This is a genomic window from Westiellopsis prolifica IICB1 (genome assembly GCF_004323185.1).
Lineage (GTDB): Bacteria > Cyanobacteriota > Cyanobacteriia > Cyanobacteriales > Nostocaceae > Pelatocladus > Pelatocladus prolificus_A.
Genome location: NZ_NAPS01000002.1, coordinates 666,854 through 691,270, shown reverse-complemented (window position 1 = coordinate 691,270; position 24,417 = coordinate 666,854). Strand labels below are relative to the sequence as shown.

Annotated in this window: 28 protein-coding genes; 8 read left to right on the top strand and 20 right to left on the bottom strand. The window is 40.6% G+C overall.

The window, feature by feature from the left end:
• Positions 1-172: 172 nt before the first annotated feature.
• From B4U84_RS17270 to B4U84_RS17255, 4 genes are all read right to left on the bottom strand, one after another.
• On the bottom strand, positions 173-1,297 hold the full coding sequence (locus B4U84_RS17270; RefSeq protein ID WP_131119700.1) for a protein kinase family protein: 1,125 nt from the start codon (positions 1,295-1,297) through the stop codon (positions 173-175).
• 215 nt (positions 1,298-1,512) lie between these two features.
• Positions 1,513-1,731 (bottom strand): type II toxin-antitoxin system HicB family antitoxin, encoded by a 219-nt coding sequence (locus tag B4U84_RS17265; protein WP_017310337.1) that lies wholly within the window; start codon positions 1,729-1,731, stop codon positions 1,513-1,515.
• 92 nt (positions 1,732-1,823) lie between these two features.
• Positions 1,824-2,603 carry a DUF1883 domain-containing protein gene (locus tag B4U84_RS17260; protein WP_131119697.1) on the bottom strand — a complete coding sequence of 260 codons (780 nt, stop codon included), beginning with the start codon at positions 2,601-2,603 and terminating at the stop codon, positions 1,824-1,826.
• Between the two features lie 173 nt (positions 2,604-2,776).
• The gene (locus B4U84_RS17255; protein ID WP_131119695.1) at positions 2,777-4,936 is read right to left on the bottom strand and encodes a Tex family protein; all 2,160 of its coding nucleotides are present in this window, start codon (positions 4,934-4,936) and stop codon (positions 2,777-2,779) included.
• A 251-nt stretch (positions 4,937-5,187) separates the two neighbouring features.
• On the opposite strand from B4U84_RS17255, the gene B4U84_RS17250 reads away from it, so the two are divergent.
• Positions 5,188-5,631, top strand: a complete 444-nt coding sequence (locus tag B4U84_RS17250) for a DUF4278 domain-containing protein (RefSeq protein ID WP_131119693.1) — start codon at positions 5,188-5,190, stop codon at positions 5,629-5,631.
• 40 nt (positions 5,632-5,671) lie between these two features.
• Here the strand turns inward: B4U84_RS17250 and B4U84_RS17245 are convergent, their stop codons facing one another.
• Entirely contained in the window at positions 5,672-6,166 is a 495-nt protein-coding gene (locus B4U84_RS17245; protein WP_131119691.1) for a DUF4385 domain-containing protein, read from the bottom strand.
• Between the two features lie 147 nt (positions 6,167-6,313).
• Here B4U84_RS17245 and B4U84_RS17240 point away from each other — a divergent pair, with 147 nt between their 5' ends.
• A complete protein-coding gene (locus tag B4U84_RS17240) occupies positions 6,314-6,775 on the top strand; it encodes a VOC family protein (protein WP_131119690.1) in 462 nt (153 codons plus the stop codon).
• Between the two features lie 114 nt (positions 6,776-6,889).
• Positions 6,890-7,174 carry a hypothetical protein gene (locus B4U84_RS17235; protein ID WP_017310330.1) on the top strand — a complete coding sequence of 95 codons (285 nt, stop codon included), beginning with the start codon at positions 6,890-6,892 and terminating at the stop codon, positions 7,172-7,174.
• A gap of 354 nt (positions 7,175-7,528) precedes the next feature.
• Here the strand turns inward: B4U84_RS17235 and B4U84_RS17230 are convergent, their stop codons facing one another.
• Together B4U84_RS17230 and cutA are read right to left on the bottom strand one after the other, a co-directional pair.
• Entirely contained in the window at positions 7,529-7,924 is a 396-nt protein-coding gene (locus B4U84_RS17230) for a phosphomannose isomerase type II C-terminal cupin domain (protein WP_131119688.1), read from the bottom strand.
• A gap of 79 nt (positions 7,925-8,003) precedes the next feature.
• The gene (gene cutA, locus B4U84_RS17225; protein ID WP_131119686.1) at positions 8,004-8,327 is read right to left on the bottom strand and encodes a divalent-cation tolerance protein CutA; all 324 of its coding nucleotides are present in this window, start codon (positions 8,325-8,327) and stop codon (positions 8,004-8,006) included.
• Positions 8,328-8,778: 451 nt separating this feature from the next.
• On the opposite strand from cutA, the gene B4U84_RS17220 reads away from it, so the two are divergent.
• The gene (locus B4U84_RS17220; protein WP_017310327.1) at positions 8,779-9,168 is read left to right on the top strand and encodes a hypothetical protein; all 390 of its coding nucleotides are present in this window, start codon (positions 8,779-8,781) and stop codon (positions 9,166-9,168) included.
• Positions 9,169-9,342: 174 nt separating this feature from the next.
• Here the strand turns inward: B4U84_RS17220 and B4U84_RS17215 are convergent, their stop codons facing one another.
• Positions 9,343-9,531 carry a hypothetical protein gene (locus B4U84_RS17215; protein WP_131119684.1) on the bottom strand — a complete coding sequence of 63 codons (189 nt, stop codon included), beginning with the start codon at positions 9,529-9,531 and terminating at the stop codon, positions 9,343-9,345.
• Positions 9,532-9,753: 222 nt separating this feature from the next.
• On the opposite strand from B4U84_RS17215, the gene dapF reads away from it, so the two are divergent.
• Positions 9,754-10,608, top strand: a complete 855-nt coding sequence (dapF, locus tag B4U84_RS17210) for a diaminopimelate epimerase (RefSeq protein ID WP_131119682.1) — start codon at positions 9,754-9,756, stop codon at positions 10,606-10,608.
• On the opposite strand, the gene B4U84_RS17205 is transcribed toward dapF, so the two are convergent.
• The 8 genes from B4U84_RS17205 to B4U84_RS30650 are packed head-to-tail and all read right to left on the bottom strand — an operon-like array spanning position 10,590 to position 14,759.
• Complete coding sequence (locus B4U84_RS17205) at positions 10,590-11,249, bottom strand: Na(+)/H(+) antiporter subunit B (protein ID WP_131119680.1); 660 nt, start codon at positions 11,247-11,249, stop codon at positions 10,590-10,592. The genes dapF and B4U84_RS17205 overlap by 19 nt on opposite strands.
• Positions 11,246-11,863, bottom strand: a complete 618-nt coding sequence (locus B4U84_RS17200) for a DUF4040 domain-containing protein (RefSeq protein WP_131119678.1) — start codon at positions 11,861-11,863, stop codon at positions 11,246-11,248. Before B4U84_RS17200 ends, B4U84_RS17205 begins: the two co-directional genes overlap by 4 nt.
• Positions 11,856-12,134 (bottom strand): monovalent cation/H(+) antiporter subunit G, encoded by a 279-nt coding sequence (locus B4U84_RS17195; RefSeq protein WP_131119676.1) that lies wholly within the window; start codon positions 12,132-12,134, stop codon positions 11,856-11,858. The genes B4U84_RS17200 and B4U84_RS17195 overlap by 8 nt, the downstream gene beginning before the upstream one ends.
• Positions 12,131-12,397 (bottom strand): hypothetical protein, encoded by a 267-nt coding sequence (locus B4U84_RS17190; protein ID WP_016858899.1) that lies wholly within the window; start codon positions 12,395-12,397, stop codon positions 12,131-12,133. The genes B4U84_RS17195 and B4U84_RS17190 overlap by 4 nt, the downstream gene beginning before the upstream one ends.
• Positions 12,394-12,783: a Na+/H+ antiporter subunit E gene (locus B4U84_RS17185; RefSeq protein ID WP_131119674.1), complete on the bottom strand. Its 390-nt coding sequence runs from the start codon at positions 12,781-12,783 to the stop codon at positions 12,394-12,396. Before B4U84_RS17185 ends, B4U84_RS17190 begins: the two co-directional genes overlap by 4 nt.
• Entirely contained in the window at positions 12,780-14,216 is a 1,437-nt protein-coding gene (locus B4U84_RS17180; protein ID WP_131119672.1) for a cation:proton antiporter, read from the bottom strand. The genes B4U84_RS17185 and B4U84_RS17180 overlap by 4 nt, the downstream gene beginning before the upstream one ends.
• Positions 14,213-14,548: an NADH-quinone oxidoreductase subunit K gene (locus B4U84_RS17175; protein ID WP_017310320.1), complete on the bottom strand. Its 336-nt coding sequence runs from the start codon at positions 14,546-14,548 to the stop codon at positions 14,213-14,215. Before B4U84_RS17175 ends, B4U84_RS17180 begins: the two co-directional genes overlap by 4 nt.
• Before the next feature lie 58 nt (positions 14,549-14,606).
• Positions 14,607-14,759, bottom strand: coding sequence for a hypothetical protein (locus tag B4U84_RS30650; RefSeq protein ID WP_017310319.1), 153 nt, complete (start codon positions 14,757-14,759; stop codon positions 14,607-14,609).
• 133 nt (positions 14,760-14,892) lie between these two features.
• Here B4U84_RS30650 and B4U84_RS17170 point away from each other — a divergent pair, with 133 nt between their 5' ends.
• A complete protein-coding gene (locus tag B4U84_RS17170) occupies positions 14,893-16,020 on the top strand; it encodes an ATP-binding protein (RefSeq protein ID WP_017310318.1) in 1,128 nt (375 codons plus the stop codon).
• 20 nt (positions 16,021-16,040) lie between these two features.
• Positions 16,041-17,327 (top strand): S41 family peptidase, encoded by a 1,287-nt coding sequence (locus tag B4U84_RS17165; protein WP_131119670.1) that lies wholly within the window; start codon positions 16,041-16,043, stop codon positions 17,325-17,327.
• Positions 17,328-17,440: 113 nt separating this feature from the next.
• On the opposite strand, the gene B4U84_RS17160 is transcribed toward B4U84_RS17165, so the two are convergent.
• Positions 17,441-18,607, bottom strand: coding sequence for a cysteine desulfurase family protein (locus B4U84_RS17160; protein ID WP_131119668.1), 1,167 nt, complete (start codon positions 18,605-18,607; stop codon positions 17,441-17,443).
• Positions 18,608-18,659: 52 nt separating this feature from the next.
• On the opposite strand from B4U84_RS17160, the gene B4U84_RS17155 reads away from it, so the two are divergent.
• Complete coding sequence (locus tag B4U84_RS17155; protein WP_044449949.1) at positions 18,660-19,214, top strand: Uma2 family endonuclease; 555 nt, start codon at positions 18,660-18,662, stop codon at positions 19,212-19,214.
• Between the two features lie 77 nt (positions 19,215-19,291).
• On the opposite strand, the gene B4U84_RS17150 is transcribed toward B4U84_RS17155, so the two are convergent.
• The 3 genes from B4U84_RS17150 to B4U84_RS17140 all read right to left on the bottom strand — a co-directional run bounded on the left by B4U84_RS17150 (position 19,292) and on the right by B4U84_RS17140 (position 24,382).
• Complete coding sequence (locus tag B4U84_RS17150) at positions 19,292-21,055, bottom strand: alpha/beta hydrolase (RefSeq protein WP_207390965.1); 1,764 nt, start codon at positions 21,053-21,055, stop codon at positions 19,292-19,294.
• 148 nt (positions 21,056-21,203) lie between these two features.
• A complete protein-coding gene (locus B4U84_RS17145; RefSeq protein ID WP_131119666.1) occupies positions 21,204-21,581 on the bottom strand; it encodes a hypothetical protein in 378 nt (125 codons plus the stop codon).
• 1,406 nt (positions 21,582-22,987) lie between these two features.
• A complete protein-coding gene (locus B4U84_RS17140) occupies positions 22,988-24,382 on the bottom strand; it encodes a TldD/PmbA family protein (RefSeq protein WP_131119664.1) in 1,395 nt (464 codons plus the stop codon).
• Between the last annotated feature and the right edge of the window lie 35 nt (positions 24,383-24,417).

The window sequence follows — 24,417 nt, the reverse complement described above, 5'->3', positions numbered from 1 at the left end:
CTTAGTGAGGCATTTTTAGCCATAGGAATCTTATTTAATTTTTGAAAAAACCGTATAACTATTGAAGCGGAAGCGGCTGATTCAATCAGACCCCGCTTCAATTTGTTCTAGGGTTGACATATCAATGTTTATCTCTCTGCTCTTGAACAAATTACAGCTTTGCTTGATAAGGTCAACTGAAAGCACCAGCAAGAAACCCCGTCTCTTTGAGTAGTAGCTGTAGTTTCACATGAGGAAGTTTCGTGTCTTTTTTGTTATTTCCCCATATATCAAAATAGAAGTTTCGCATCAGTGCAATGATGCTATGGTACTTCACGATGCTGGCAACATAGAATTCATCTAGCTTCATGATCCCGTCAGCATGTATCTGCTCGATGTTGTCGAGTAATAGAGACACCAATTGATAATGTTGTAAGCCTTCTTTTATGCCATATTTTTCCATGATTCTGCGTTTATCGTCCTCCGAACATGAATCATACGATGATCGAATCAGGTGGCTAAGATTCCGCAGGATCTCTCCGTAGTCGTAAAATGTGTTTTCATCAAAGAAAGATTCTTCATCCTTCGTCAACGTAAAACTTTTGTCAAGTGCCAAACCAAAATCGGTTAAATAGATTTGCTCGCCATCGGTGAGGACGTTGCGAAAATGTGCGTCAAAGTGGATGATCTCTTTCGTCCTCAAAAAGGTAATCGTCGTACACAAGTCATCCAGATGTTTCTGGAGTTTGTTGGGGTTTTCCCGCAGCCATATTTCCAGAACATGTGGAATATATTCCAGGAACAGAACTAACTCATGGTTGGCGTTCGCTCTATCTAACATATAATTGCCGACGTTCGCATTATTGCCCCAGTACTCCACAAAGCCTTTTAGACGATCCCTATCGACGTCCACATGTTGCCCAGAGAACGGAATAATCCGATAATGGTACATCAGTGGGAAGGTAGCGATCGCCCCCTCTAATACCCAGTTGGTGGTCTTGATATGTGTCACGAGTTCACGGAAAACCCCTAAACCAGCGACCCCTAAACCAGCGGAACCGAGTCCGTAATTAAAGTAAGTCGGCAGATCATAGAGATTTTTGGTAGAGAACAAGTTGTCATATTCGATGTTTGTGACTGGAATGCGTTTCACAAAGACTTTGGATTGTCCAAGAACTATGGTGTGAGTTAGTCCCCAACCCAAACTTGACTGATTATCGCCAAGCTGAGAACGCAATTGTACATTATCCAACTGAGCGATTTGTGAACTGAGCTTGAAGTATCTTTTCCTTCTAAGTTCTATATGGTTCTTATCCATTTTCCCCTGTCCAGCCCTCTACGCCCTCGCAATTATCCCGTAACCAATAACCTCACATTTTCAAAGGCGATCGCTTACAGGTATTTTGCTAGTATCTGGATTTGATGATGAGCGATCGCGCATTGTTTACGATCAACAAGCTGTAGCCTAGCTTTGATAAATCTCAATAATCAAGCTACTTTAAAGATTTGTGATACTGCCCCTCACAACAATAATTAGGCAATTTGAAGCGTACTTGGATTAGGAATAGATTCACCTTCTGTTTGCCAAGCTTCTAAGTACATTTCAATTACTTCCTCGCCGTTACGTATTGCTTCCTCACGGGTTTTGCCATGAGTGCAAGGCATAACAACGCGATCAGCAAACTCTGGAATCGTAACCAGGAAAAGCTGATCTTCGTCAGACCATTGAATAATCATGCTGTATCGACTCATGAATCTTCGTTCTCCCTTAGCTGTTCGAGTGCAGTAAGTAATTTTGCTACCTGTTTTTCCAGATAGATTGGTACATCATCTGTTGGCTAGTTTTATGTTGCATCGCTGACACTTCTAATTAACTCCGCAATTTCACTTGCAATTTCCTCAACTGTATGTGTTGCTGTACTTCTTGCAACTTTGTCGGCAAGTGAAGGACTAAACTCGATTACTTCTTGCTTTGAAATCTTATGCCAGATAGGAAGTAAGATTTGTTCTCCTGTTATGGTTCGTGTAACAATTCCATCTAACTCATAGTTTGTCCAGCCTTTACTAATGAATGATTGTGAGAGAACAACAAGCCCTACGCGGCTGTTTGCTAATCCACGATCAATTTTCCGCCGGAGGCTATCCCCGATTTTTAATTCAAACTCGTCATACCAAACCCTCAACCCTTCATTTTTTAGAGCCTTTGCCAAGGGTGTTACTATCCCTTCTTTATCCTCCGAAGCATGAGAAATAAATACATCATACTCCCTTGTATATTCAGCCACATCAGGTAGGAATTCAGGCTGCACCAAACTGGGAACTGAAGAAAGTGGACTCTGTTGAATCGTCGGTAACGGACTTGGAAGCAAACGGGCAGACGATTTGACATTGCCACGCAAACCAGTCATGTCTACAGCAACATGCCAATGCCCTGAACTAGGAATTTGCAGGCGAACTGGCGATTTCTTTGCTAGCCCTCCAATATATTTATGATTACGACCATTTTTGTAGCTATTCAAATTTGAACTATCCATTAGACGTACATTCGCGGCACTACCTGAAAGGATGATTTCTACTATTTCGCCACTTGTGCATTGACCTAGATCGTAATACATAAATTTCATGCAGGTATCATTTGAATTTTGTAGTTAATTTGTATTATAGTTGAAATCCTGTAGAGACGAACCATGGTGCATCTCTACAACCGCAAAATTACGACGAAAGATCCTTAACGGCGCAGTATTGACTACAGACCTTACTAAGAACAAGTTTTATACATGATGTGAAAACTGAGAATTTACTGCTTCACACCCTTCATTGACAAACCAATCCGCTTCAATTTCTCATTCACTTCCATGACTCGCACTTTCACAACTTGTCCTACCTTCACAATTTTCTTTGGATCATCCACAAATCTGTCAGCAAGTTGAGAAATATGCACCAAACCATCCTGATGAACGCCAATATCTACAAATGCGCCAAAATTAGCCACATTTGTCACAATACCTTCTAATTCCATCCCTTCTTTCAAATCAGAAATTTCTTTAATTCCCTCTTGGAAAGTGGCATACTTAAACTCGGCACGGGGATCTCTGCCTGGTTTTTCTAGTTCTTTGAGGATGTCGCGTAGGGTGGGTTCACCTACGGTTTCGGTGACGTATTTTTTCAGGTTGGCTTTGTGGAGTTTTTCGGCAATTTCGGTAACTTTTTGTAAGTTTACACCTAAATCGTGGGCGATCGCCTCCACTACTGCATAACTTTCTGGATGCACTGCGGTATTATCTAAAGGATTTTTACCATTACGAATCCGTAGAAATCCTGCTGCTTGTTCAAATGCCTTTGGTCCTAACTTGGGAACTTTCAGCAGTTCTCGACGATTTTTAAAGGCTCCGTTTTGGTTACGGTATGTGACAATATTATTAGCAACAGTAAGTGTAATCCCGGAGACAAAAGTCAAAAGTTCCTTGGAAGCAGTATTCAAATCTACGCCGACGTAGTTAACGCAACTTTCGACTGTTTCGTCTAATTTCTTTTTCAGCAATTTCTGATCTACGTCGTGTTGATATTGTCCCACGCCAATAGATTTGGGGTCTATCTTCACTAGTTCTGCTAGGGGATCTTGCAAGCGCCGACCGATACTAATTGCTCCACGTACGGTAACATCTAAATCGGGGAATTCTTGGGCTGCAACTTTGCTAGCACTATATATGGATGCACCAGATTCGTTGACTATTACTTTGATTGGTTTGCGTTCCAAACTTTGCAATACTTGCGCGACAAACTCATCTGTTTCGCGGGAAGCTGTACCATTACCAATAGCGATTAACTCTATCTTGTATTTTTCAATCAGATTTTTGAGTGTTTGTGCAGCTTTGAGGCGTTGTTCGGCTGCTTGGTGGGGAAATACTGCTTGATATTCCAAGAATTTTCCAGTTTCATCCATTATAGCAACTTTACAACCAGTTCTAAAACCCGGATCGATCGCCATTGTTGGTTTCATTCCCGCAGGTGCAGACAACAGCAACTCCCGCAAGTTTGCTTCAAATGTCTTAATCGACTCAACATCGGCGTATAATTTCTTCTCAGAAATTACCTCGCTGATTAAAGAAGTTTTCATCAGGCGATTGAATGCATCTTTAAGCATTTCCTGATAAAAACTACGGATAGGACGATGTTTGGAGCGAATTTCCTGGGATTCTAAATAGGAAAGCACCATATCCTCATCAAAGCTAATCCCGAAACTCAACACTTCCTCATTTTCCCCGCGGCACAGTGCCAGGAGATTATGAGGTGCAATATTCTTAACTTTGATCTGATAATTGCGGTACATCTCAAACTTTGTTGTACCTTCAGGATGTTCATCTTTGATCCGCGAGGTAAATATTCCTTCTTCTAGCAAATATTCACGCAGATATGCGCGTAATTCGGCTTTTTCTGCTACTTCCTCAGCTAGGATATCAGAAGCACCTCTGAGCGCTTCTTCTGGTGTTTTCACTCCCTTTTCTTCAGAAACATAATTTGCTGCTGCTTCTTCCAAAGATGTGGGTGCAGCGTTTTTGGTATTCAGCGATTTGATCAATTCAGCTAGCGGTTCTAGTCCTTTTTCTCTAGCGACAGTAGCGCGGGTGCGGCGTTTGGGACGGAAGGGTAAGTATAAATCCTCCAGTTCCGTTTTTTGTAAACAAGCTTCGATTTTCGCTTTGAGTTCGTCACTCAGTTTACCTTGTTCGGCGATCGCATTCAAAATTGCCGATTTTCGTTCTTCTAGTTCGCTTAAGTAGGTATGTCTATCTGCTAAATCGCGCAGCTGGACTTCATTCATTTCCCCTGTGCGTTCTTTACGGTAACGTGCAATGAAGGGAATTGTTGCACCCTCCGCCAGTAGTTCCAGCGCATTTTGCACCTGATAGGCTTTGAGGTTGAGTTCAGTTGCTAGTAGTTGAGGAATGTTCAGCATTGGGTGTCAGTCAGAAAAGCTACTCAATCAAGGTCATACTTTAGATAGCTTTGATGATGCAAGCGTATGATGGTAATATAATATATTAGCTTTTTTGTAATTATTATTAATGGTGCTGTTGTTTATTAGTAGCACATTGTGGCTCAAAAAAAAGCGTGAATGTATAATTACTACACGTCTTTAAACAATAGCCCCAATATTTGAATACCGAAAATTTAGCGCTTCTGGTTTAGTTCAGAGGTGAAAGAAAAATGACTTTGTTGTTTGTGATACCAATTTTTACTGGTCTAGTAGCTGGCTATATCTTCAAGAAAAGCACTGATGAAATTGGCCAGATTATAGGTGTAGTTGCAGCTATTAGTCTAGCTTTAGGTTTGATCTTAGCGCCTTGGCAAGTACAACTTTTGTTGCTAATCGTCGTTTTCGTGAGTACAAAAAAACTCCTACAACAAAACGAATACAAACTTAAGTCGCAGGAAAAAGATCAAGAACAACTAAATAATAATCAGAATCAAGAATTAATTAGTTCTCAAGCTCAAAAAATAGAGAGTGAACCAATACGTAAGTATCGCGGTAGTAACTACCAAGCACCAGATGTAAATGTTGAAATTCAAGACAGAGAAGTGGTTGGAAGGTATCGTGGTATTCCTTGGAGAATGCATCAAGTAGTTAATGCACCCAGAAGTATGGAATAATTTTATTGGTCATTGGTCAAGTGTCATTGATCATTGGCAATTAATTTTGTTCGTACATTTGTTTATGTTTTGCTAGAAGCTGGAGATATTTCTCGTTAGTTTTAGCTTGTATCCACTTTTGTTTAAAAATTTTTGCAGATTCAGCCTTCACAGGATCTTCTTCATAAGGTAAAATTTCTGTTCGCGCTTGCTTTTGTGCTTCTGCGGAATTTTCCTTTTGTGGATTTGTTTTATATTTTTTGCCACTTTTGTGGTTTGCATAACGACGCGATCGCGTATAACCCATTTGTAAAAATTTCCGCGCCATATCCGCGCCTACAAAATCATCTTGTTCAAGGTAAGCCAAAAACATTTCATAGATTTTTTCGCTAGATTTTTTGGCGATATCTGGTGTTTTAAACCGCCAATACGGCAAAATTTCCGATTTATATGGTTCTACTAAAAGTACACCCTGCTCACCTTTGCCAACACGATATAATTCAGGGTGTTGTCGAAAATTAATATTTTGAAAGTCTAATGAATAATCAAATAGCATGTTAGATTTTTATTATTAAAAATAGACGTTCAAAAAATATTTGCCATCTATCCGCAAAAGTAAATTCTAGTGATCGATACTTATTTCATAGTACAGATGGAATTAATTCCAAAATCCAAAATCCAAAATCTAAAATAGAATGACGCCATGCTATCTAGTCCGCACTCTCTCAATACTGTTCTGACTCCCGGAGACTTGCGTCGTGTACATCATATTGCTTTGAATGTGCAAGATATGCAAGCTTCGCGCTACTTCTACGGGAATATTTTGGGTTTACACGAGTTGACTGGTGATGAGGTTCCAGAAACATTAAAGGATTTAGTCGCGCAGGGAAAAGTCGCTAATTTTGTTACTCCTGATGCGACTATCTTAGATTTATTTTGGGAACCAGAATTATCACCTCCAGATTCTAATCCAGAACGCACTTTTACCAGAGCTTATCATCTAGCTTTCGATATAGATCCTCTGAGTTTTGATCGCGCTGTCGAAGTACTCAGACAAAACCAAATTGCGATCGCACACGGCCCAGTCACTCGTCCCACCGGACGAGGCGTTTATTTTTATGACCCCGATGGCTTTATGATCGAAATTCGGTGCGATCCCAATTGAGGGAGGACAAGAGAGACAAGGGAAGGGGGACAAGGAGGACAAGGGAGACAAGGGAAGGGAGACAAGGGAAGGGAGAATTTATTCCAATGACCAATGACCAATGACCAATGACCAATGACAAAAATGCAAATTTTCCAAGTTATTGAACAAGCAATCACAAAACCTCCAATTCCACACGAACCAGCAAGACAGTCATTAAAAGCTTGGGCGATGTATTGTTTGCGAGACAGAGGTTTTAAGGTGGTGTATGCTCAAAATGCTGATTTTGCTATTGAAATGAAGGGTGGCGACAAAATTTATTTTAAAGTAGCAAATACTGACGATAATTTAGAGCATCAATTTGGTTGGATAGTTTGGGATAGCACGACAAAAACTGCTAGTCTTGTTCCTCCGCAATAGCAACTGAAAAAAATCAAGTTCATAGGGAACTTTTAACAGTAGACTTCTTGCAAAAATATTTTTACCCCACCCTAACCCTAAGCGAAATCGGGGAGGGAACTAAATCTTCCCCTCGTTCACGGGGGGATTGAGGAGAGTTAATTCGACTTTTGCAAGAGGTCTAGTGAACAGGAAACAAGAACTCCGTTTTTACTGACGCTGCGCGTCTGGTGAAAACATCTTTTTTAGTGAGGTTTAAACCCACTACTAAAGTTTTTTGAGAGGGAACAAAAAACTCTTAATCTGAAGTTCCCTCTTCCCTTTAATCAACAAGTAGTGCTTACCCTATAAAGTTTTATTAAAATTGAATTTACGCTACAGGGTAGCTAAATTGCAATCTATTGGGCGTTCTATGTCATCTTCACCCAAATATTCGCCATTTTGAACTTCCAGAATAATAAGTGGGATAAATCCTGGATTTTCTACTTTGTGAAGTGTTGCTGGAGGAACAAAAGTTGATTGATTTTTATTAAGCAATTTTTCCTCTTGACCACAAGTAACCTTTGCTGTGCCAGAAACGATAACCCAGTGTTCACTGCGGTGATAATGGATTTGTGGTTTAATGCCTTGCTTTGGCTTAATTTCAATACGATTAATTCTGTAGTTTTTCCCTTTTTCTATAACTTCTACTTTACCCCAATATCGGCTATCAGTATATGAAGAAGGTTGATAGACTGGCGACTGAGTATTACTGTTTTCATTCTGAATCATAACTAGTTTCTCAACTAGACAGCTATTACCATTCTTCTCTACTGTTAGGAAAAAATGTTGAGTAGTATAGAATTTTTAACTACATTTTTTGTAATGAATTGAAGGGAACTTCAGCATTTAACCATTCAAGAAAACTTTGGTTGATTTCTGTGGGTGAAATTTCGGCAATAAAGTTAGTGTAATTGATATATTGACGAATCACTGCTTCAATTTGTTCCCGATAACCTGCTTGAGTTTTCACAATTAGCACCATTTCTGGCTCTTCTGTAATTTCTCCTTTCCATATGTAAGCGCAAGTAATAGGAAACCAATTGACGCAAACAGCTAATTTTTGTTCCAATAAAGCACGACTGATTTGACGTGCTTCATCTGCGTTATTTAGGGTAATGTAGTAAAGTTTCATTTCCAAAAAATTTTGCTTATTGTGATCAAAATACTTGACTTTTCCAAAAAAATGATTATTTTCAGTGTAACTTAAGTTTTTCCACAATATATTACTAGTAATCTTAATAAAGTTTGCGATCGCTACTTTTGTCGAATATTAAATCTCCTTATCATGCTGATTAATTTGACAACAGGTAGAGTAAAAATAACTGTCACATCGCCTCTAGTTAGTCACACTGTGCTGCATCTTAATTTATTTTACAGGAAAAATAATAATAGATCTTTGCTGTTGTTTACAGTACAGGCTATACAGCTAATGATGGGTTCAAGAACAAGGTGAATCTATCTCGCCAAAATCTTTAATCTATCTTTAATCTAAATGTTACACAATCAAAAAGTGTCTAACGATAGTGCAATTAAAGATAAAAGTAGCCAAAATTAATAGTAGGTATTGATGAGAGATTTGATTTATGAAACGCTTACTTCTGAATTTGGTAGTTTTAGTTAGTACATTCAGCATTATTCCTAGTGCTTATGCTAACCCAGTGAATAGTCAAATCACCAATCGTAGTAATCGGGCTGGTTTTTTAGTTACCAAACCAGTGACGATTAAGAATAACTGGGGTAATGTTAGCAACCGAAATAATAAGCTAAGACAAACTGCGGGTTCAATTTCAGTCCTCAGACAGCAAGGATGCACCAAAATTGACCCACTTGAGATTATTCAAAATCCTGGTCTGATCATAAAGGAATGCGAAGAACGAAAAAACCAAACTCCTGAGTATCTCCAGCCAATAGAGTATTTCAAGACTCCCAAACAAATCAACTCTGGTATTAACGTTACAGTTACTAAATTTTGATTTTACCAAATTAGTTAAAATAACTAGAATCCTGATAGATATTAAATTTATTTAATGGGCGTACATATGTACGCCCACACCGATGTCTTTACATAATTAAAATGAAATGGTGTAACTAATTTTGCTTTCTGAGAAAATAAATCAAAGTCACCTCACGAAGTTTTCAAAATTGTTTTATGATTTTTTCTGATTAACCTTGGCAACTAAATATTCTGCCATTTCAATAGCAACCATAATTAATTCTTGCTCTTGCTGACCTTTAGCACCTTCATCACTTACGGTTGCATAAATATGAGGATTAGAAAGCATACTAGCTAACAACTGTGTAGCAATTTGTTTGACTTCATTAGCTTTGGATTGCATCTTTATTTATCCTCCCAGATTATTAACCCAATTTTCCCGAAATTGCACTAAACTTTGAAATCCAATTTTTCTTCCACAAAGATTATTTGACTATTAAGCAAAAGCTTACTAATTTAGTTTTACTTTTAAAAATAAAACAACAATGTGAGAAAGTTGTGAGGTGACACCTATAATTATCCTTAATCTTAGAATTTACGTAGTTGCTATTAAAGAATAGATAAAATGAAGTTTTATAAATATCATGCTCTTGGTAACGATTATTTGGTAATTAATCCCCAAGGTTTACCGTTTACGCTTACACCTGAGAAAATTAAAGCAATTTGCGATCGCCATTTTGGAATTGGTTCAGACGGTATTTTATTCGGGCCATTACCTTCAGAAATTGCAGAGTTTGCACTTCGTATTTTCAATCCTGACGGTAGTGAAGCAGAAAAAAGTGGTAATGGCTTGCGTATTTTTTCCCGCTACCTCTGGGATTTAGGATTAGTGAGCGAAAAATCCTTTACAATTCAAACCGTTGGTGGGATTGTACGTTCTCTAGTCAAGGATGCTGCGAAAACCGTTCAGGTGGAAATGGGGAAAGTTAGCTTTTGGAGTGATGAGATACCAGTTGTTGGCGATCGCAGAGAAGTCATCAGAGAATCAATCTGTGTTGATGACCAAACTTTTTCTTTCTGTGCGGCGACGATTGGAAATCCACACTGTGTAATTCCTTTACCAGAAGTGTCACCTATTCTTGCTAAACAATATGGGCCGAAGCTAGAAATCCATCCATCCTTTCCCAAACGAATTAATGTTCAGTTCATGAAAATTCTGAATAGAAATCAAATACAAATCGAAATTTGGGAACGTGGTGCAGGTTACACTCTAGCTTCTGGTAGTAGCAGCAGCGCCGCCGCCGCAGTTGCCCATAAACTGGGTTTGTGTGATGCTGATATTACAGTACAAATGCCTGGTGGTTTGATTGATATTCAAATCAAAAACGACTTCACAGTTATCATGACAGGCTCTGTCACCAAAATATCTGAAGGAAATCTATCCGAGGAATTGTTTACGTACTACAACAACCCCCGATAACGAATAAAGACCAAAATCACCGCCCATGATCCCAACGCAACTTTGACTGCAACCAGAATGTTGAGCAGAGGGATAACTCCTCCACTGACAAGTGCGGCTAACTCTCCGTGCGGTAGTTCTACTCCGGCTAGAGTTACAACGGCCAGTACAATGAAAACAAGAACCGAAACCTTCTCCCATGTGGCGGCGTGCCAGCGCTTGTAAATCGCCTGCATCCACTCCGGTGATGAGGTAATCGCAACAAGCCCAATCGCCGTTCCACCCGCCACCCCGGCCGCAAAACCACCGCCCGGACTCAGATGTCCTCGAATCGCCAGTTCGATACCCACCAACGCGGAAATTGTTGCCCCCAGACGCGCCAAAATAATTGATGGTTGATCTGTAAATTGATAGATTGTGCAGGACGGTCTTTCATTCGCCAGCAGAAAATTAGCGCCCAAAATCGCAATTGTAAATACCACTACTTCAAAGATAGTGTCGTACAGACGATTCATAAAGATGATACCCGAAACCGCATTCGGCACTCCAGTATCTTGTACAATCGCCTCGACGATAGAGATAGACGAGTCCGGTGCCGGGTTGGGGATGACAAGCATTTTGATAAATAGCGCTATCCCTGCTATGATATAAAGCCATTTCATGAATGCTTCTCCCCTAAGTCTGGTATATTTACATAGGTTAGGGTTGTCCCTGGTAATGAAAGTTCGTTTTTTATGATGTCATAGATGCGTTGAACCCTGGTCGTGGTGTGATAGGGTTGCTTTCCGTCCCCAGACACTGCACCGTCTGGTTTGCTGTCTTGAGATTGGGTACAGATGGCATGGACTTCTTTTTCCATCAGCGCTCGTTGCAAAGCCTGCGTATTTGTGTAGGTCACTAACTCAAGACGCATATGGCGTTTGCCAAAAATGGTTCGTAAGTTATTCATCAGTTGCCCAAAAAGGCGATCGCCTTTCTCGTCTGCTTGAGAATCCTCATCTGTCTCGCTCGCCGAGTCTTGGATCACACCAAGACGCATGACCAGTGATGAACGCACCGCAACCGCATAAAGAGTAATCGCAAGCATGGTACCCACCAATGCTTCGGTCAAAGCAACATCCGCCGCCCCCAAAAGGGTGTATACCAATGCTGCCACAGCTCCCAATATGCCGCGAATGACCAGGGCATGGTATGGATTGACCTGAAGTACCACCATAGAGGCTGCCAAGGGCAGCAAGGCGATAATCACATATACATAGATATCGATATTATTCATACTTTTCTCCGCTACTGGAACAGTATGCCAACACATACCCCAGTACTGTATTCCAAATCGCTAAGGAGATGATGGCAAGGATGAGCAGGGGCCATTCACTGGGTCTTTTCACGAGTAGCCCAACCACGATACTCATCGAACCGAGGGTATCGGCAACCGAAAGACTATGCAATTTAAATAAGAGCGATCGCTTGCCAAGCAGGGGTAAAGTACCCCAAAACCAAAAGACGATTCCTATACCTATGCAGGTATAACTAAAGACATCTATCATAGATCACTCTTCAATCCATCGTTCATTCGTTTGATCACATGGGCCAGGAGCATTAATGCGGCATTTCCCACACTCAGAATGATGACCCCGACAACACCGATCATCCAATCATCCCGCAAGACAGAGACGACCAGGATCATGACTGATGTCTTGGTGGCAATACTGGCAAAGGCCAACATCGTCTGCCAGATATCATCATCCTGCCATGCTTCGTACATGGGGATGAGCAGCGCCAGAATCATTGCTATCAGTACTAGGTTCATTTCTTTTTCCTCCGTCGGACTCGATGCACTTCGTACCAGCCTTCTTCGTGGTATTTCAAAACAATGGTCTTGGGGGTAAAGGTGATTAAAAATACATCCAAGAATATAAGAGCGGGTGTCCGTCGTGGTGGGACTCGTTCCAAGGTTACATGTTCTTCGTTATGCGGACGGAGGATAATTTCAAATGCTTCAATATATGCCTGTGGAATTGCCACGATGATCTCACCCAGCGCCCGCAGCCAATCCTTTAATCTTCCCACAGATTTGGGACGTCCCGGCAATAGGACTGCGATGCTGACGCCGATAATGATGTTTGCCACACTTAGGTTAGCAGTGAGCAGAAACCAGATGACTAGTCGCAATATCAGATTCAGATACCCAATCATGCCAATACCATCCAGAACAGCAGGATCAACATTAGACTCATCACACCAACCAGATGCTCAAATTGCTCCAGCAAACGCGGCAGCTTGAGTTCTGTCCGTCGAAAAATCAAAAAATATGCCACCCAGCCAACGCCGATGATTGCAAGTGGTTTCGTGATATTAGCGATGGTATAAGCCTCGAAATACACAACATTTGCTGCAATCAGGCCACCGATCAATAGGATCACCGCTGTCCAGAAACCGGGTTTTACATCCCCTTTTCCCTCTTGTTTCTCATGGGGCAGAAAGATGAATTTGGCAAAGGATATTGCAGTTCCTAAGGCTGCAAAGTTCATGGCAATAATTTGCCAGGGCATCAAATTCTTGGTCGTCAACACCTTCGCCCCGAAGCCGGATAACATGGGAAAGCCTGAGATCGAAAAGCTGGCCATGACTAGAGCAATCCAGACCGGGGTACTGATTGGTTTGTGTTGTAGTTCCTTGAAGTTTCGACTCGGTAAAGCACCCGCGATCAGAAACAGGGCTGATTTGACCAGTCCATGTGTTAGCGCATAAAAACCCCCTACTTTAGGTGCAGCAAGGATAAAGCCTAACTGCGAAACCGTGTGGAACGCTAGCATCCGCTTGGTATCCTTTTCAAAGACGGCATAGCACACTCCCAGAAGCGCCGTCCCAACTCCGAAGAGCCTGACTATCGGATCAACCTCATCCAAAATCAAAGCACAACGCACCAACGGATAGACGCCAGCTTTGACCACAATTCCCGACAGCATCGCCGACACCGGCGTTTCCGATTCGGAGTGAGTCAACGGTAGCCACAATCCTGATACAAAGATCCCTCCCTTGACCAAGAGTCCCAGAAAAATCAGAGCAAGCGCCTCGGTCGGTGCGCCCCGCAAACCTGCAAAAGCAAACGAATGATGGGTCTGATAGACCAGTACCGCGCCAACTAGGTAAAATAGCATTGCCACGTTGCTGACAAACAGATAACGCAAGGCAACCCAAATTGACCGATTAGACCGGGAATAGGCAATCAAGAGAAACGCGGCAATTCCACTTACCTCTAACGCCACGTATAAGCTAATAAAATCGGAACAGACAAACGCGGCATTCAGACTGCCATGTAAAATGATCGTCTGTGCATAAAAAAAAGCCGTCTTATCGCTGTGCCAACAGTAGAGGATGACCGCTGCTGTTACCAGCGCATTGGTTAATATAAAGTAGCCGCTCAATTGATCGACCACTAATGTGACGCCAAAATTATCTAGTAATTGCAGTGTCAGGGGTGTTTGCTCGGCAAATAGCTGCAACGCATATGCGCCTGAAACAAGGGCCATGCCCAGTGCGAGATAGCGATCAAGTTTGGGGAGCAGATAAATAGTGAACCCGACAAAAAACGGTAGTCCGATCCATGCAATCGTAAGGGTATTCATGGCGTATTGCTCTTTTCGATCTCTTTGGTTTCCAATGTCGGATTATCCCGTGCCAACTTCATGACACCAACTAGCATTAAGGCTTGAATTGACAAGCCGATCACAATCGCCGTCAATATGACCGCCTGGGGAACTGGATCGGAGTAAGCCCCATTTTTGACATCTGAAACAATAGGTGTGAACAAGCCATTTCGCGATGCAATCAGCACGTAATAGGCGATCACCCCCGTGTTCATGACATCCATAGAGACGATCTTCATCACCAGGTTCTTTTTAAAGATAATGCCGAAAAATCCGCATAATACTGTCGTGAATACGCACGCTTCTAACACGGGAATTGCCTGTTGGGTAGGGTTTTGAAAAAGGGTGTAGGAGGAGTGATATTTTTATCTACAGGTTGTGCGCGATCGCCGTAAGGCGGGTGCTTTGCACCATCGCGTAGCGTCTCTCCTTTGGGAGAATCGCTCCCCCAATTTCCAAGAAATGCCAAACTTCCGGCTGTCTATCTCCTAGTGCAGCAACGGTAGATGCAGCTTGAACCATAGTTATTTAATTTCCATGAAATAAGTGTTATGTTAACAATAACACTATTAATTAGTGTTTTAAAATAATAAGCACTAATTAAAAATATAATAATTACTATAATTCCCATCAATGGTTGTCCAAAAATTGAGTTATGCTTGCCATTACAGTCAGGATTAAACCCGAAGGCGAAAAAGTTGTGAGTCTGGATTTGTCTACTCCGTTGCAATTGATTGGGCGATCAGCAGAGTTTCAGCGTATTGTCGAAGTGTTGTCAGAAGATGGTGATTTATTAATCACCGGCGTACCTGGTAGTGGCAGGCGTACCTTAGTCAAGGGAGGAGCGCAAGAAGTTGGAGCAGTTGTACTGGAGATAGATTGTATTCGCGCCACAGATGGGGAAAGATTTTTACAACTGCTAGCAGAAGCTATTAGCCAAAACTGGGAAATAGCCAAAATTCAAAATTGGGTAAATCACCATGCTAGTGAGTTTTTTATCTTAGATGTCGAAAAAAAACTCAAGCTGTTGCGTTCTCTCAGCCAAAAGCAGCTATGGCAAGCATTTGAGATGTTGTTAGAGTTGCCACAAATCATGGCTGTAGATTTACAGAAGCGGTTAGTGCTAATTTTGCATAGTTTCCCTCATATCCGTTCTTGGGATCGCCATAGTTTATGGGAAGCAACATTCCGGCGTAAAATCAATCAGGACGCTCATGTTAACTATGTTTTGATTGCAACGATCGCTGAGACAAACCACCACTCAGATGAAGAGAATTATCCTTTAGAAACTGTGCAATTGCCCCCCTTAGCCAGAGACATCTTAGCGGTATGGGCTAGGGAAATGCTACACGTACAGAGACTAACATTTGATTCTCGTTCCAAAGCACTACCACTATTTTTAGATGCTGTACAAGGACACATTGGTGATGCAATGGCACTGATTCGTCGTCTACAAACTTCATGTCTGCCTGATAGTTTCATTACTGAACAAGATGTCACAGAGGCCATCGAAGGATTGCTCAAAGACTTATCGATGACGTACGAATCCTTACTGATGCTTCTACCAGCCAATCAAGTGCATCTTTTGGAATGTCTAGCCTTAGACCCCACAGAAAAACCACAAAGTAAAGATTATATTCAAAAACATGGTCTTTCTAGAGGTGGTAGCTTACAAGGTGCGCTGACTGGTTTACAGCACAAAGGTTTGATTTACGGTGCAGAGCAAGCTTATAAGTTGGCGATGCCGTTACTAGCTTTATGGTTGCGGCACAGATTGAGTTAATTATAAATATAAGTATTTTTATGAAAAGACCTAAAATATCTAGCTTACTTAAATTCACTACAGTAACGCTCATCAGTTTTTCAGTGTTGCTCCTGTTTTGGCTCGCCTCCCCATTACCAAAAACACTTGCTAAACCAGAAACTAAAATTTTTGAACAAGTTTGGCAAACCGTCAATGATAATTTTTACGATTCAAAATTTAACGGTGTGGACTGGAAAGCAATGCGGGAAAAGTATAAATCGCAAGCCACACAAACTAAATCTAACCAAGAATTTGCAGCGGTTATTAATCAGATGCTTGGCGAATTGCAAACTTCTCACACCCGCTACTATACTCAAGATGAGCCTGCTTACTATGAAATTTTAGGTATTTTTGTACCCAGAAGTGGTGAATTACAAAAACAGTTAACAAAATTTTTACCTAAGGGCAAAATAGAATACACTGGCATTGGTGCATTCACTAAAAACATTAACGGCAAAACATTTGTTAGTGCCATTCTTGAAAAAAGTCCCGCCGCAGCTGGGTTAAAAATTGGCGATCAAATCCTCAGTGTCGATGGTCGCCCCTATCAAGCAATACAATCTTTTAAAGGAAAAGCAACAGAAGAAGTCAAATTATTAATTCAGCGTTCAGCCAAAACAAATAGTAAAACAGAAATTGCGATCGCACCCAAAAATTTTGATGCCAAAACCATGTTTATCGATGCTCAACAAGCCAGTATCCAAAACATACAACGAGAAGGTAAAAAAATTGGCTACATCCATATTTGGTCACACGCAGCCAACGAAGACCAACAGCAGCTGCAATCAGAAATGATTTATGGTCGCCTCAAAGATGCAGATGGATTAGTTTTAGACTTTAGAGACGGTTGGGGTGGGGGAGATGTCAATTCTCTTAATCTGTTCACAGCTGAATCTGGACCAAGTGTCACTAGTGTTTCTCGTAATGGGAAAAAGTATACTTATATATCTCAGTGGAAAAAACCAGTAGCGATGGTGATCAATGAAGGAAGCAGAAGCAGCAAAGAAATTTATGCCTATGGCTTTCAGCAACATAAAATTGGGCCTGTAATTGGTACCAAAACAGCCGGAGCAGTAGTTGCTGGTCGTCCTTTTTTCATGGATGATGGTAGCTTACTTTATGTAGCAGTTGCAGATGTATTTGTAAACGGAAATCAAAGATTAGAAGGTAAAGGCGTGACACCAGATATCAACGTTCCTTTACCATTAGAATATGCTCAAGGTGCAGACCCACAAAAAGAACGAGCTATAGAAGCTGTACTAGGGGCTATTAAGCAAAGAGGCTGAATACAAAATGACTGTAGGACTTACGCAAAAAACTTCTCAAACTCTTATTCCTCTGTGTACTCTGCGTCTCTGTGGTTTGTTTTTCTGTGACCCGTGCGTAAGTCCTGGACTGTTCACACTAATGTCTTCTGCTTCCTTAAACTTTCAACCGTAGAAATAGTGTGTTGTGCTACTTGCTCTATCTCCTCTGCTGTATTAAACCTACCAATACCAAATCTTAGTGACGCATAAGCTAATTTTTCTGTATGTCCCAAGGCTGTGAGAACATGAGAAGGTGCAGTGGTTGCTGAAGAGCAAGCTGAACCCGAAGATACTGCCATAACTGGTTGCAATCCTAACAGTAATGCTGCTCCATCTACGCCGTCAATACTAATATTTAAATTTCCTGCTAATCGTTGAGTAGGATGACCATTGAGATAAATTCCCTCTAACTGGGAAAGTTGCTCCCATAATCTTTGTCGGAGTTGGGTGAGGTATTGATTTTCTGTAGCTTGTACTTGCAAAGCTATTTCCACCGCCTTACCAAATCCGACGATTTGCGGTGTATACAAAGTGCCAGAACGCATTCCCCGTTCATGTCCACCACCGTGCTGCTGGGGAGCTAGTTGTACTCTGGGGTTACGGCGTCGGACGTACAATGCACCGATCCCCTTAGGACCGTAGACTTTATGTGCTGTGAATGACATCAGGTCAATTTGCATTGCCTGTACATCTAGAGGAATTTTACCAATAGCTTGAGCAGCATCACTATGAAAAATTACACCACGTTCCCGACACATTTCACCAATTTCTGTCAATGGTTGTAATACTCCAATTTCGTTATTTGCAGCCATCACCGAAACTAAAATTGTGTCAGGACGAAAGGCTTTTTCTAATTGAGTAAAATCTATCAGTCCGTCTTTTTGAACAGGAAGAATTGTAATTTCAAAACCGAGAGTTTGCAGATATTTACAAGGATCAAGTACAGCATTATGTTCAGTCGCAACAGTAATAATATGCTGACCTTTTTGAAAATAAGCTTCTGCAACTCCTTTAATTGCTAAATTATTGGCTTCTGTTGCACCACTAGTAAAAACAATTTCTTCTGGCGTTGTGTTGATGGCTGCTGCTAATATTTCTCGTGATTTTTTGACAGCTGCTTCGGCTTCCCAACCGTAAATATGATTGATGCTAGAAGGGTTCCCAAAGTGTTCGGTGAAATAGGGTAGCATTGCCGCTAGTACTCGTTCATCAACAGTTGTGGTGGCGTGGTTATCGAGATAAATAGGACGATGAGACATAATTAATGAATAAATAAAGATAAAATTACAATGATACTTTGCGGAGGTTTTTATGACTCTCACAATTCAGGATTTAGAAAAACTGCAAGAAAACCTGCAAGAAGAACAACGTGACTACCAACTAGAATTACAGCAAGGAAACATCGTCGTAATGGGACCATCAGATATTGAATCAAGTGAAATAGGCGCTCAGTTAATTTACCTATTGAAATTGTGGGCGAATCCTCGCAAGTTGGGAAGGATATTTGATTCGAGTGGTGGATTTATTATGCCCAACACAGATCTAAGAGCGCCAGATGTTTCTTTTGTGTCAGCAGGAAGATTAAAACGTACTGTGCGTGATTTTGCTAATTTGGTTCCAGATTTGGTAGTAGAAATTAAATCGAAAACAGACCGTGTGCGCCCGATTGAAGAAAAAATCAAGCTATTTTTGGAATTAGGAGCGCAGGTTGGAATATTGATAAATCCAGATGAATTAACTGTGAGTGTGTATCGTCCAACTGGTGAGATGGAACTATTAGCTGGTGAGGATAAGTTAGCTATTCCTGAGTTGTTTCCTGGTTGGGAAATTGCAATTTCTGAGTTATGGCCACCTGTGTTTGATTAGTGTCTCTTAGTTTACCCTTAGTGGTGTGGTTATGAGTACTGAAGCACTCACTACAAGCTTATATTTTAGAATTGATGTTATTTATCACTAGTGATCTGGACTTGGGAAGTATTATTGGTATTTAATTCTAGCGATCGCACTAATGAAAGTGGTAATGGTTGTTGACTAATTCTGTTAATATAATCTCCATTCAGGTAAGGCAAGTAATTTAGCTGATTAGCAACATAGGTTTGGAAAAAAGACAGACCTAAAAATTTAACATAGCGTTGTGCTAAGGCTGGATTTGGACCAATAACTTGTTCTGGTACTGGAATAGCAGAGTTTGGTGATTCTGCAATTGTCGAAAAGTGTGTACCATTACCAATTAATGCTAAATATTTGTTGGCAGTTGTTAACCAAGTAAAAGGTTGAATTTGTTCAGGTAAAGGTGGAGCGGCTGTATCTTTAGTACTACTGACAATCATCACTGGTATTTTAATTTGACTAAGGCTGTCTTTACCAAGAACTATACTGTCAACTGGGTTAATGGCGATCGCTGCTTTAATGCGTGAATCAGACAGATCATACTGACCAGTTAAAGGTAATTCCGCAGTTAAGCACTGAAGCAAAAGTGAGACATTTAGCGTATCTTTTGAAGGTGGACAACTTTTTTGGATTTGGGGAAAGTTAATCGGTGCGCCTGCTAATGCTAAAGCTGTGTAACCTCCAAAGGATTGACCAATCACGCCTACTTGTTCTAAATTCAAACGTCCTTGAAAAATTGGATTGGATTGGGAAAGCTTACTGAGTTGATCCAAAAGAAATTTCACATCTAAAGGTCGATCAATAAATTCTCTGGGACTAGTAATATCTGCTGATCTACCTGATAATAGGGCTTGCAACTGCGCCGCGTTGCTACCAGGATGTTCTGGAACTGCAACCACAAATCCATAGGAAACTAGATGTTCGGCTAAGTAAACAAAGCTGGTTCGATCAGAACCAAGTCCGTGGGAGATGACAATCACTGGTCTAGGGCTAGAAATTTGCGGTAAGTAAATATCCGCCTGGTATGTACGACTCCGAGAAGTGTCATAGAGGCTAATAGTTTGCTTTTGCCATTTGTAAAGCCCTGGTTGCAGTAAGTTTTTGGCAGTATTGGTATTCTCTGCGGAATTAGTTGTTAGTTGTTGGCTAGCTTCTTTTTCAATCAGTGTGATCGCTTTTTGAGTCTGATTTAAAAAATTCTGGGCTAAGTTGGCTAACTCTAGGGCGCGGGCTAAATTAATCGCAATCTGACTTGAGGGAAACTTACGTAGTACATTCAATAATGTTAAGCCTTCCGGTTGTGCCGCAGCTAAAATTAATGCTGCACGAATTCCGTATAAACCAGTAGCTCGACTATCACCCTCAATCACTGTTGCTAAATTTTCTAGTAATCTTTCGCCTATTGGTGTGTAGAGAAACTGCGAAACTTGTACTGCATTCAAGGGAATAGGAGTCAACAATACTTCTTTAATCTGCTGTAGTTGTTCTTTGGGTGCATACTGGAAATACGCAGCTAATTCGTTATCTATTTTACCTGTTCTAGCGTAAATTTCTAGAGATTTAACTGGTATTGAACGCTCCAATAAACCGTAGGATAAGGTTAAGCGTTCTGCACTCAACACAGGACGGGGAATAAGAGTTGGTATCAAACAGGCGGTGATTATAAAAGTACCACAGAACCACTTAATGTGATTTTGGATTAGCAATACATTTCTGGAATTGGGTTGCGAAAATTGTTTCTTTGTATTATTTTTGACATTAAATATAAATTTATCTATGCTTTTGGATATTTTTTGAGCAAATTTTAAGTTTGACATTGGAACACCCTCACCTCTTTTTTGCTATAAATATGGGAATTTAGCTTGTTAGTGACAGCAAATTATCGAGTTCGCTTTACTTTCTGATTATCTCAGTAGTAAAAATGAGGGTGTTAAGGGATACTATCATTTGATATATTGTGAATCGCTAATGCGATCGCTTTTCTTGCCACCGATTTAGAAAAGGAATTACTATTCCATCATAAACTGGGTAATCAGTCGGGATTGGATATTTTTCCTCCAAATCGCTCAAACAGCCTTGAATGACTGCTTTATAAGGTGGTTTTCCTCCACCAAATCTTTCAGATGTAATATCAAAGTGAATACCTTTGTAGCAATTCCAGGCGTGATGAATGCACAAACGATAGTATCCTTCGACATAATCTACGTCTGGAAAGTGTTGTGATAACAACATAGCGTTTCCAAAACAACATTGAGGTTGTACAACTTGATCAGCTATTCTGTAAATGATTTTTGCTACATCTTTGGGAAGTGAGAACAGCGGTTTGATTTCAATGTGGTTCATAATTCGCCGAAGGTAGATGTTTTATTGATAGAAAAATACACCATGGTGAGGCAATGCTAGGAAAGCTAACACCAAGTGTCTAATACCAATTCTTCGTGAAGCTGCACAGAATTTTACCCCACCCCTTAATCCCCTCCCCGAAATCGGGGAGGGGGGTGGGGTTCTTTCTCTGTAACTTCATATTAAATTGATATAAAGCACTACAAGTCTTACTCAGACTAACTTATAGTTTTTTTGCAGTCATATTCCTCTCAAGAACTCATACAGTTTTGAGAAGCAATAGCAATACGGTTCGGTTAAGAATTTTTCGTCATAATTTTGGATATGTAGAGACGCGATATATCGCGTCTCTACAGGATTTAAATGCCAATCGATTTGTCTTATCCGAACCGTATTGGAAGCAATAGTACCGGAAATTTTGAAAAATTATTGAGTATCTAAATGATTTTTACCAGATAAATTCTGACAAAAATATGTCAGCTTTAATCCTGAAAACAGATTCAGAAATTTAATCAAAGACATGGCATTTTATGAAATTTTATCTATGACTTATCAAACAATTAGGATACTTAAATCAAGCAATAAGGAGTTTTTGAGCATCCTTAATAAATTTACTGGGTAAAAATAAGGAACTTGTAAGAAATTCATAATAAATTTGCTCTTAAATCTTGTAAATTCTTTAAGAGGGAATAGGGAAATCCCCATAATTAAAATTAGGGGCTTGTATCCTTCCATAATCGGGGCTAATTCTTTCTCTGTTAAGAGTTCCCGCCCCGTAGGCGCAGCCTTCCCGTAGCGTAGGGGCTTGGTCAAAATAAGGGTATTTGCTTTATTAAAAAAACTAGTATTAATAAAAAAAAATCCCTTCCAAACTGATAGAAGGGATTATTTGATGCCTGTTGAACTCTTATTGTTAAGTTTGCCTTGATTTAATATTGCAACAAATAATATTAAATCAAGCAACAAGCAACATAGACCACCTTAATCAAATTACCGGATGCATATAAGGAAGTTATAAATCCAAAATAGTTTTTGGGTTCACCGAAATCATTTTTGGGTTCACCGAAATCATTTTTGGGTTCGCCGAAATCATTTTTGGGTTCGCCGAAATCGKGGATCTTGTGGTTCACTAATGATTCATGAATGCTGTATAACTTAAGAAATCATTAGCACTCCTGTTTATTGGAGAGCTTACCAATGCTTTACCTTCTTCAACGTCTTTCCCTGACTATACTTTTGTAGATCCATCTGGAAATGTTTTTTGGGTGCTGAAAATTCCTGTAGATGCACGCGGAAATGTTTTTTGTGTGCGCGGAAATGATTTTTGTGTGCGCCGAAATGATTTTTGTGTGCGCCGAAATGATTTATAAGAACGTAGGTTGAAAACCCCCCATACCGGATTCCTATTACGCCTCTCCCCCAACAACCACATCGCGTATTCGCAGACTTGGTCCGCCACAACCTACAGATAAACCATTTTGTCCACCTTTACCACAACCACCGGATTCGTCCCAGTAAAAGTCGTCACCAATTGCTTCTATATCTGTTAGGGTTTGAAATACGTTTCCTGAAAGAGTCACATCTTTGACTGGTTCGGCGATTTTCCCATTTCTAATCATCCAAGCTTCCCCAGCGCTAAAGGTGAACATTTCGCCGTTAGTCATTCCACCCAACCAATTACGGGCGTAAACTCCTTCTTTGATACCACTAAATAAATCAGCTACAGGTGTTTTACCTTTTTCTATCCATGTGTTGGTCATACGAACAATGGGTACATAGTGATAATTAAGACATCTAGCGTTACCTGTTGCTGCTTCGCCTAATTTACCTGCGGTTTCGCGAGAATGCAACCTTCCGACTAATATTCCATCTTGAATTAACTGCGTAGTTGTCGCGGGCGTCCCTTCGTCGTCGTATAAATAACTACCTCTATGTCCATTTGGAGCTGCACCATCAAAAATTTGCAATTCTTTGGGGCCAAACCTGCGTCCAATCGTCATCACTTCTAGCAAATCTGGGTTTTCGTAAGCCATATCTGCTTCTGAAAGATGTCCAAAGGCTTCGTGGACAAATAAACCTGTGAGAATGGGATCGATAACTACAGTGTAGGTGTTACCTTTGACTGATGGTAGTGCTAAGGCTGCTACTGCTCTTTGGGCGGCGCTTTTGACTTGAGTGTCTAGATTAATTAAATCTTCAAAAGCTTGGCGAGAGCCGATGGTTTCTCTACCAGTTTGGACAGTATCATCATTTCTGGCTGTGGCAGCAAAACGCATTTCCATATCTACCCAAGATTGTTCAATGAAAGTACCTTCACTAGTAGCAATTATTACTCGTTGACTGGTATCACTGTAGCGTACAGATGTGGTAGTGATGCGATGATCTACACTTTTGAGGAGATCACAATAGCGATCGCACAATTCTTTTTTGCGAGTTAAGGAAATATACCGGGGATTAGTACCTGTTAAGGGTAATTGACAAACTACTTGCACTGGTTCAATGGGAGCTAGTACAGTTTCTTCACCACCAACTATTCGAGCTGCACCAATTGCTTCTTCGATGCGTTCAGCAATTGTTGTCAAGCGGTTGAAACTGCTGAATCCCCATCCACCTTTATAAGCAGCACGAATATGTCCACCAATGGAGATCGCTTCGCTGAGAGTTTCGACTTTTTCGCCACGCAAAAATATATCTGTACCTTCAGCTTCTTCTAGACGAATCATTAAATAATCTACCTGGGAAGAATAGCGATGAAGTAAGTCAGAAAGCAAATTCTGCACATCTACAAGTAAGCTAGGCATTTATTTTACTGCTAGGAACAACGACGACTTGAATT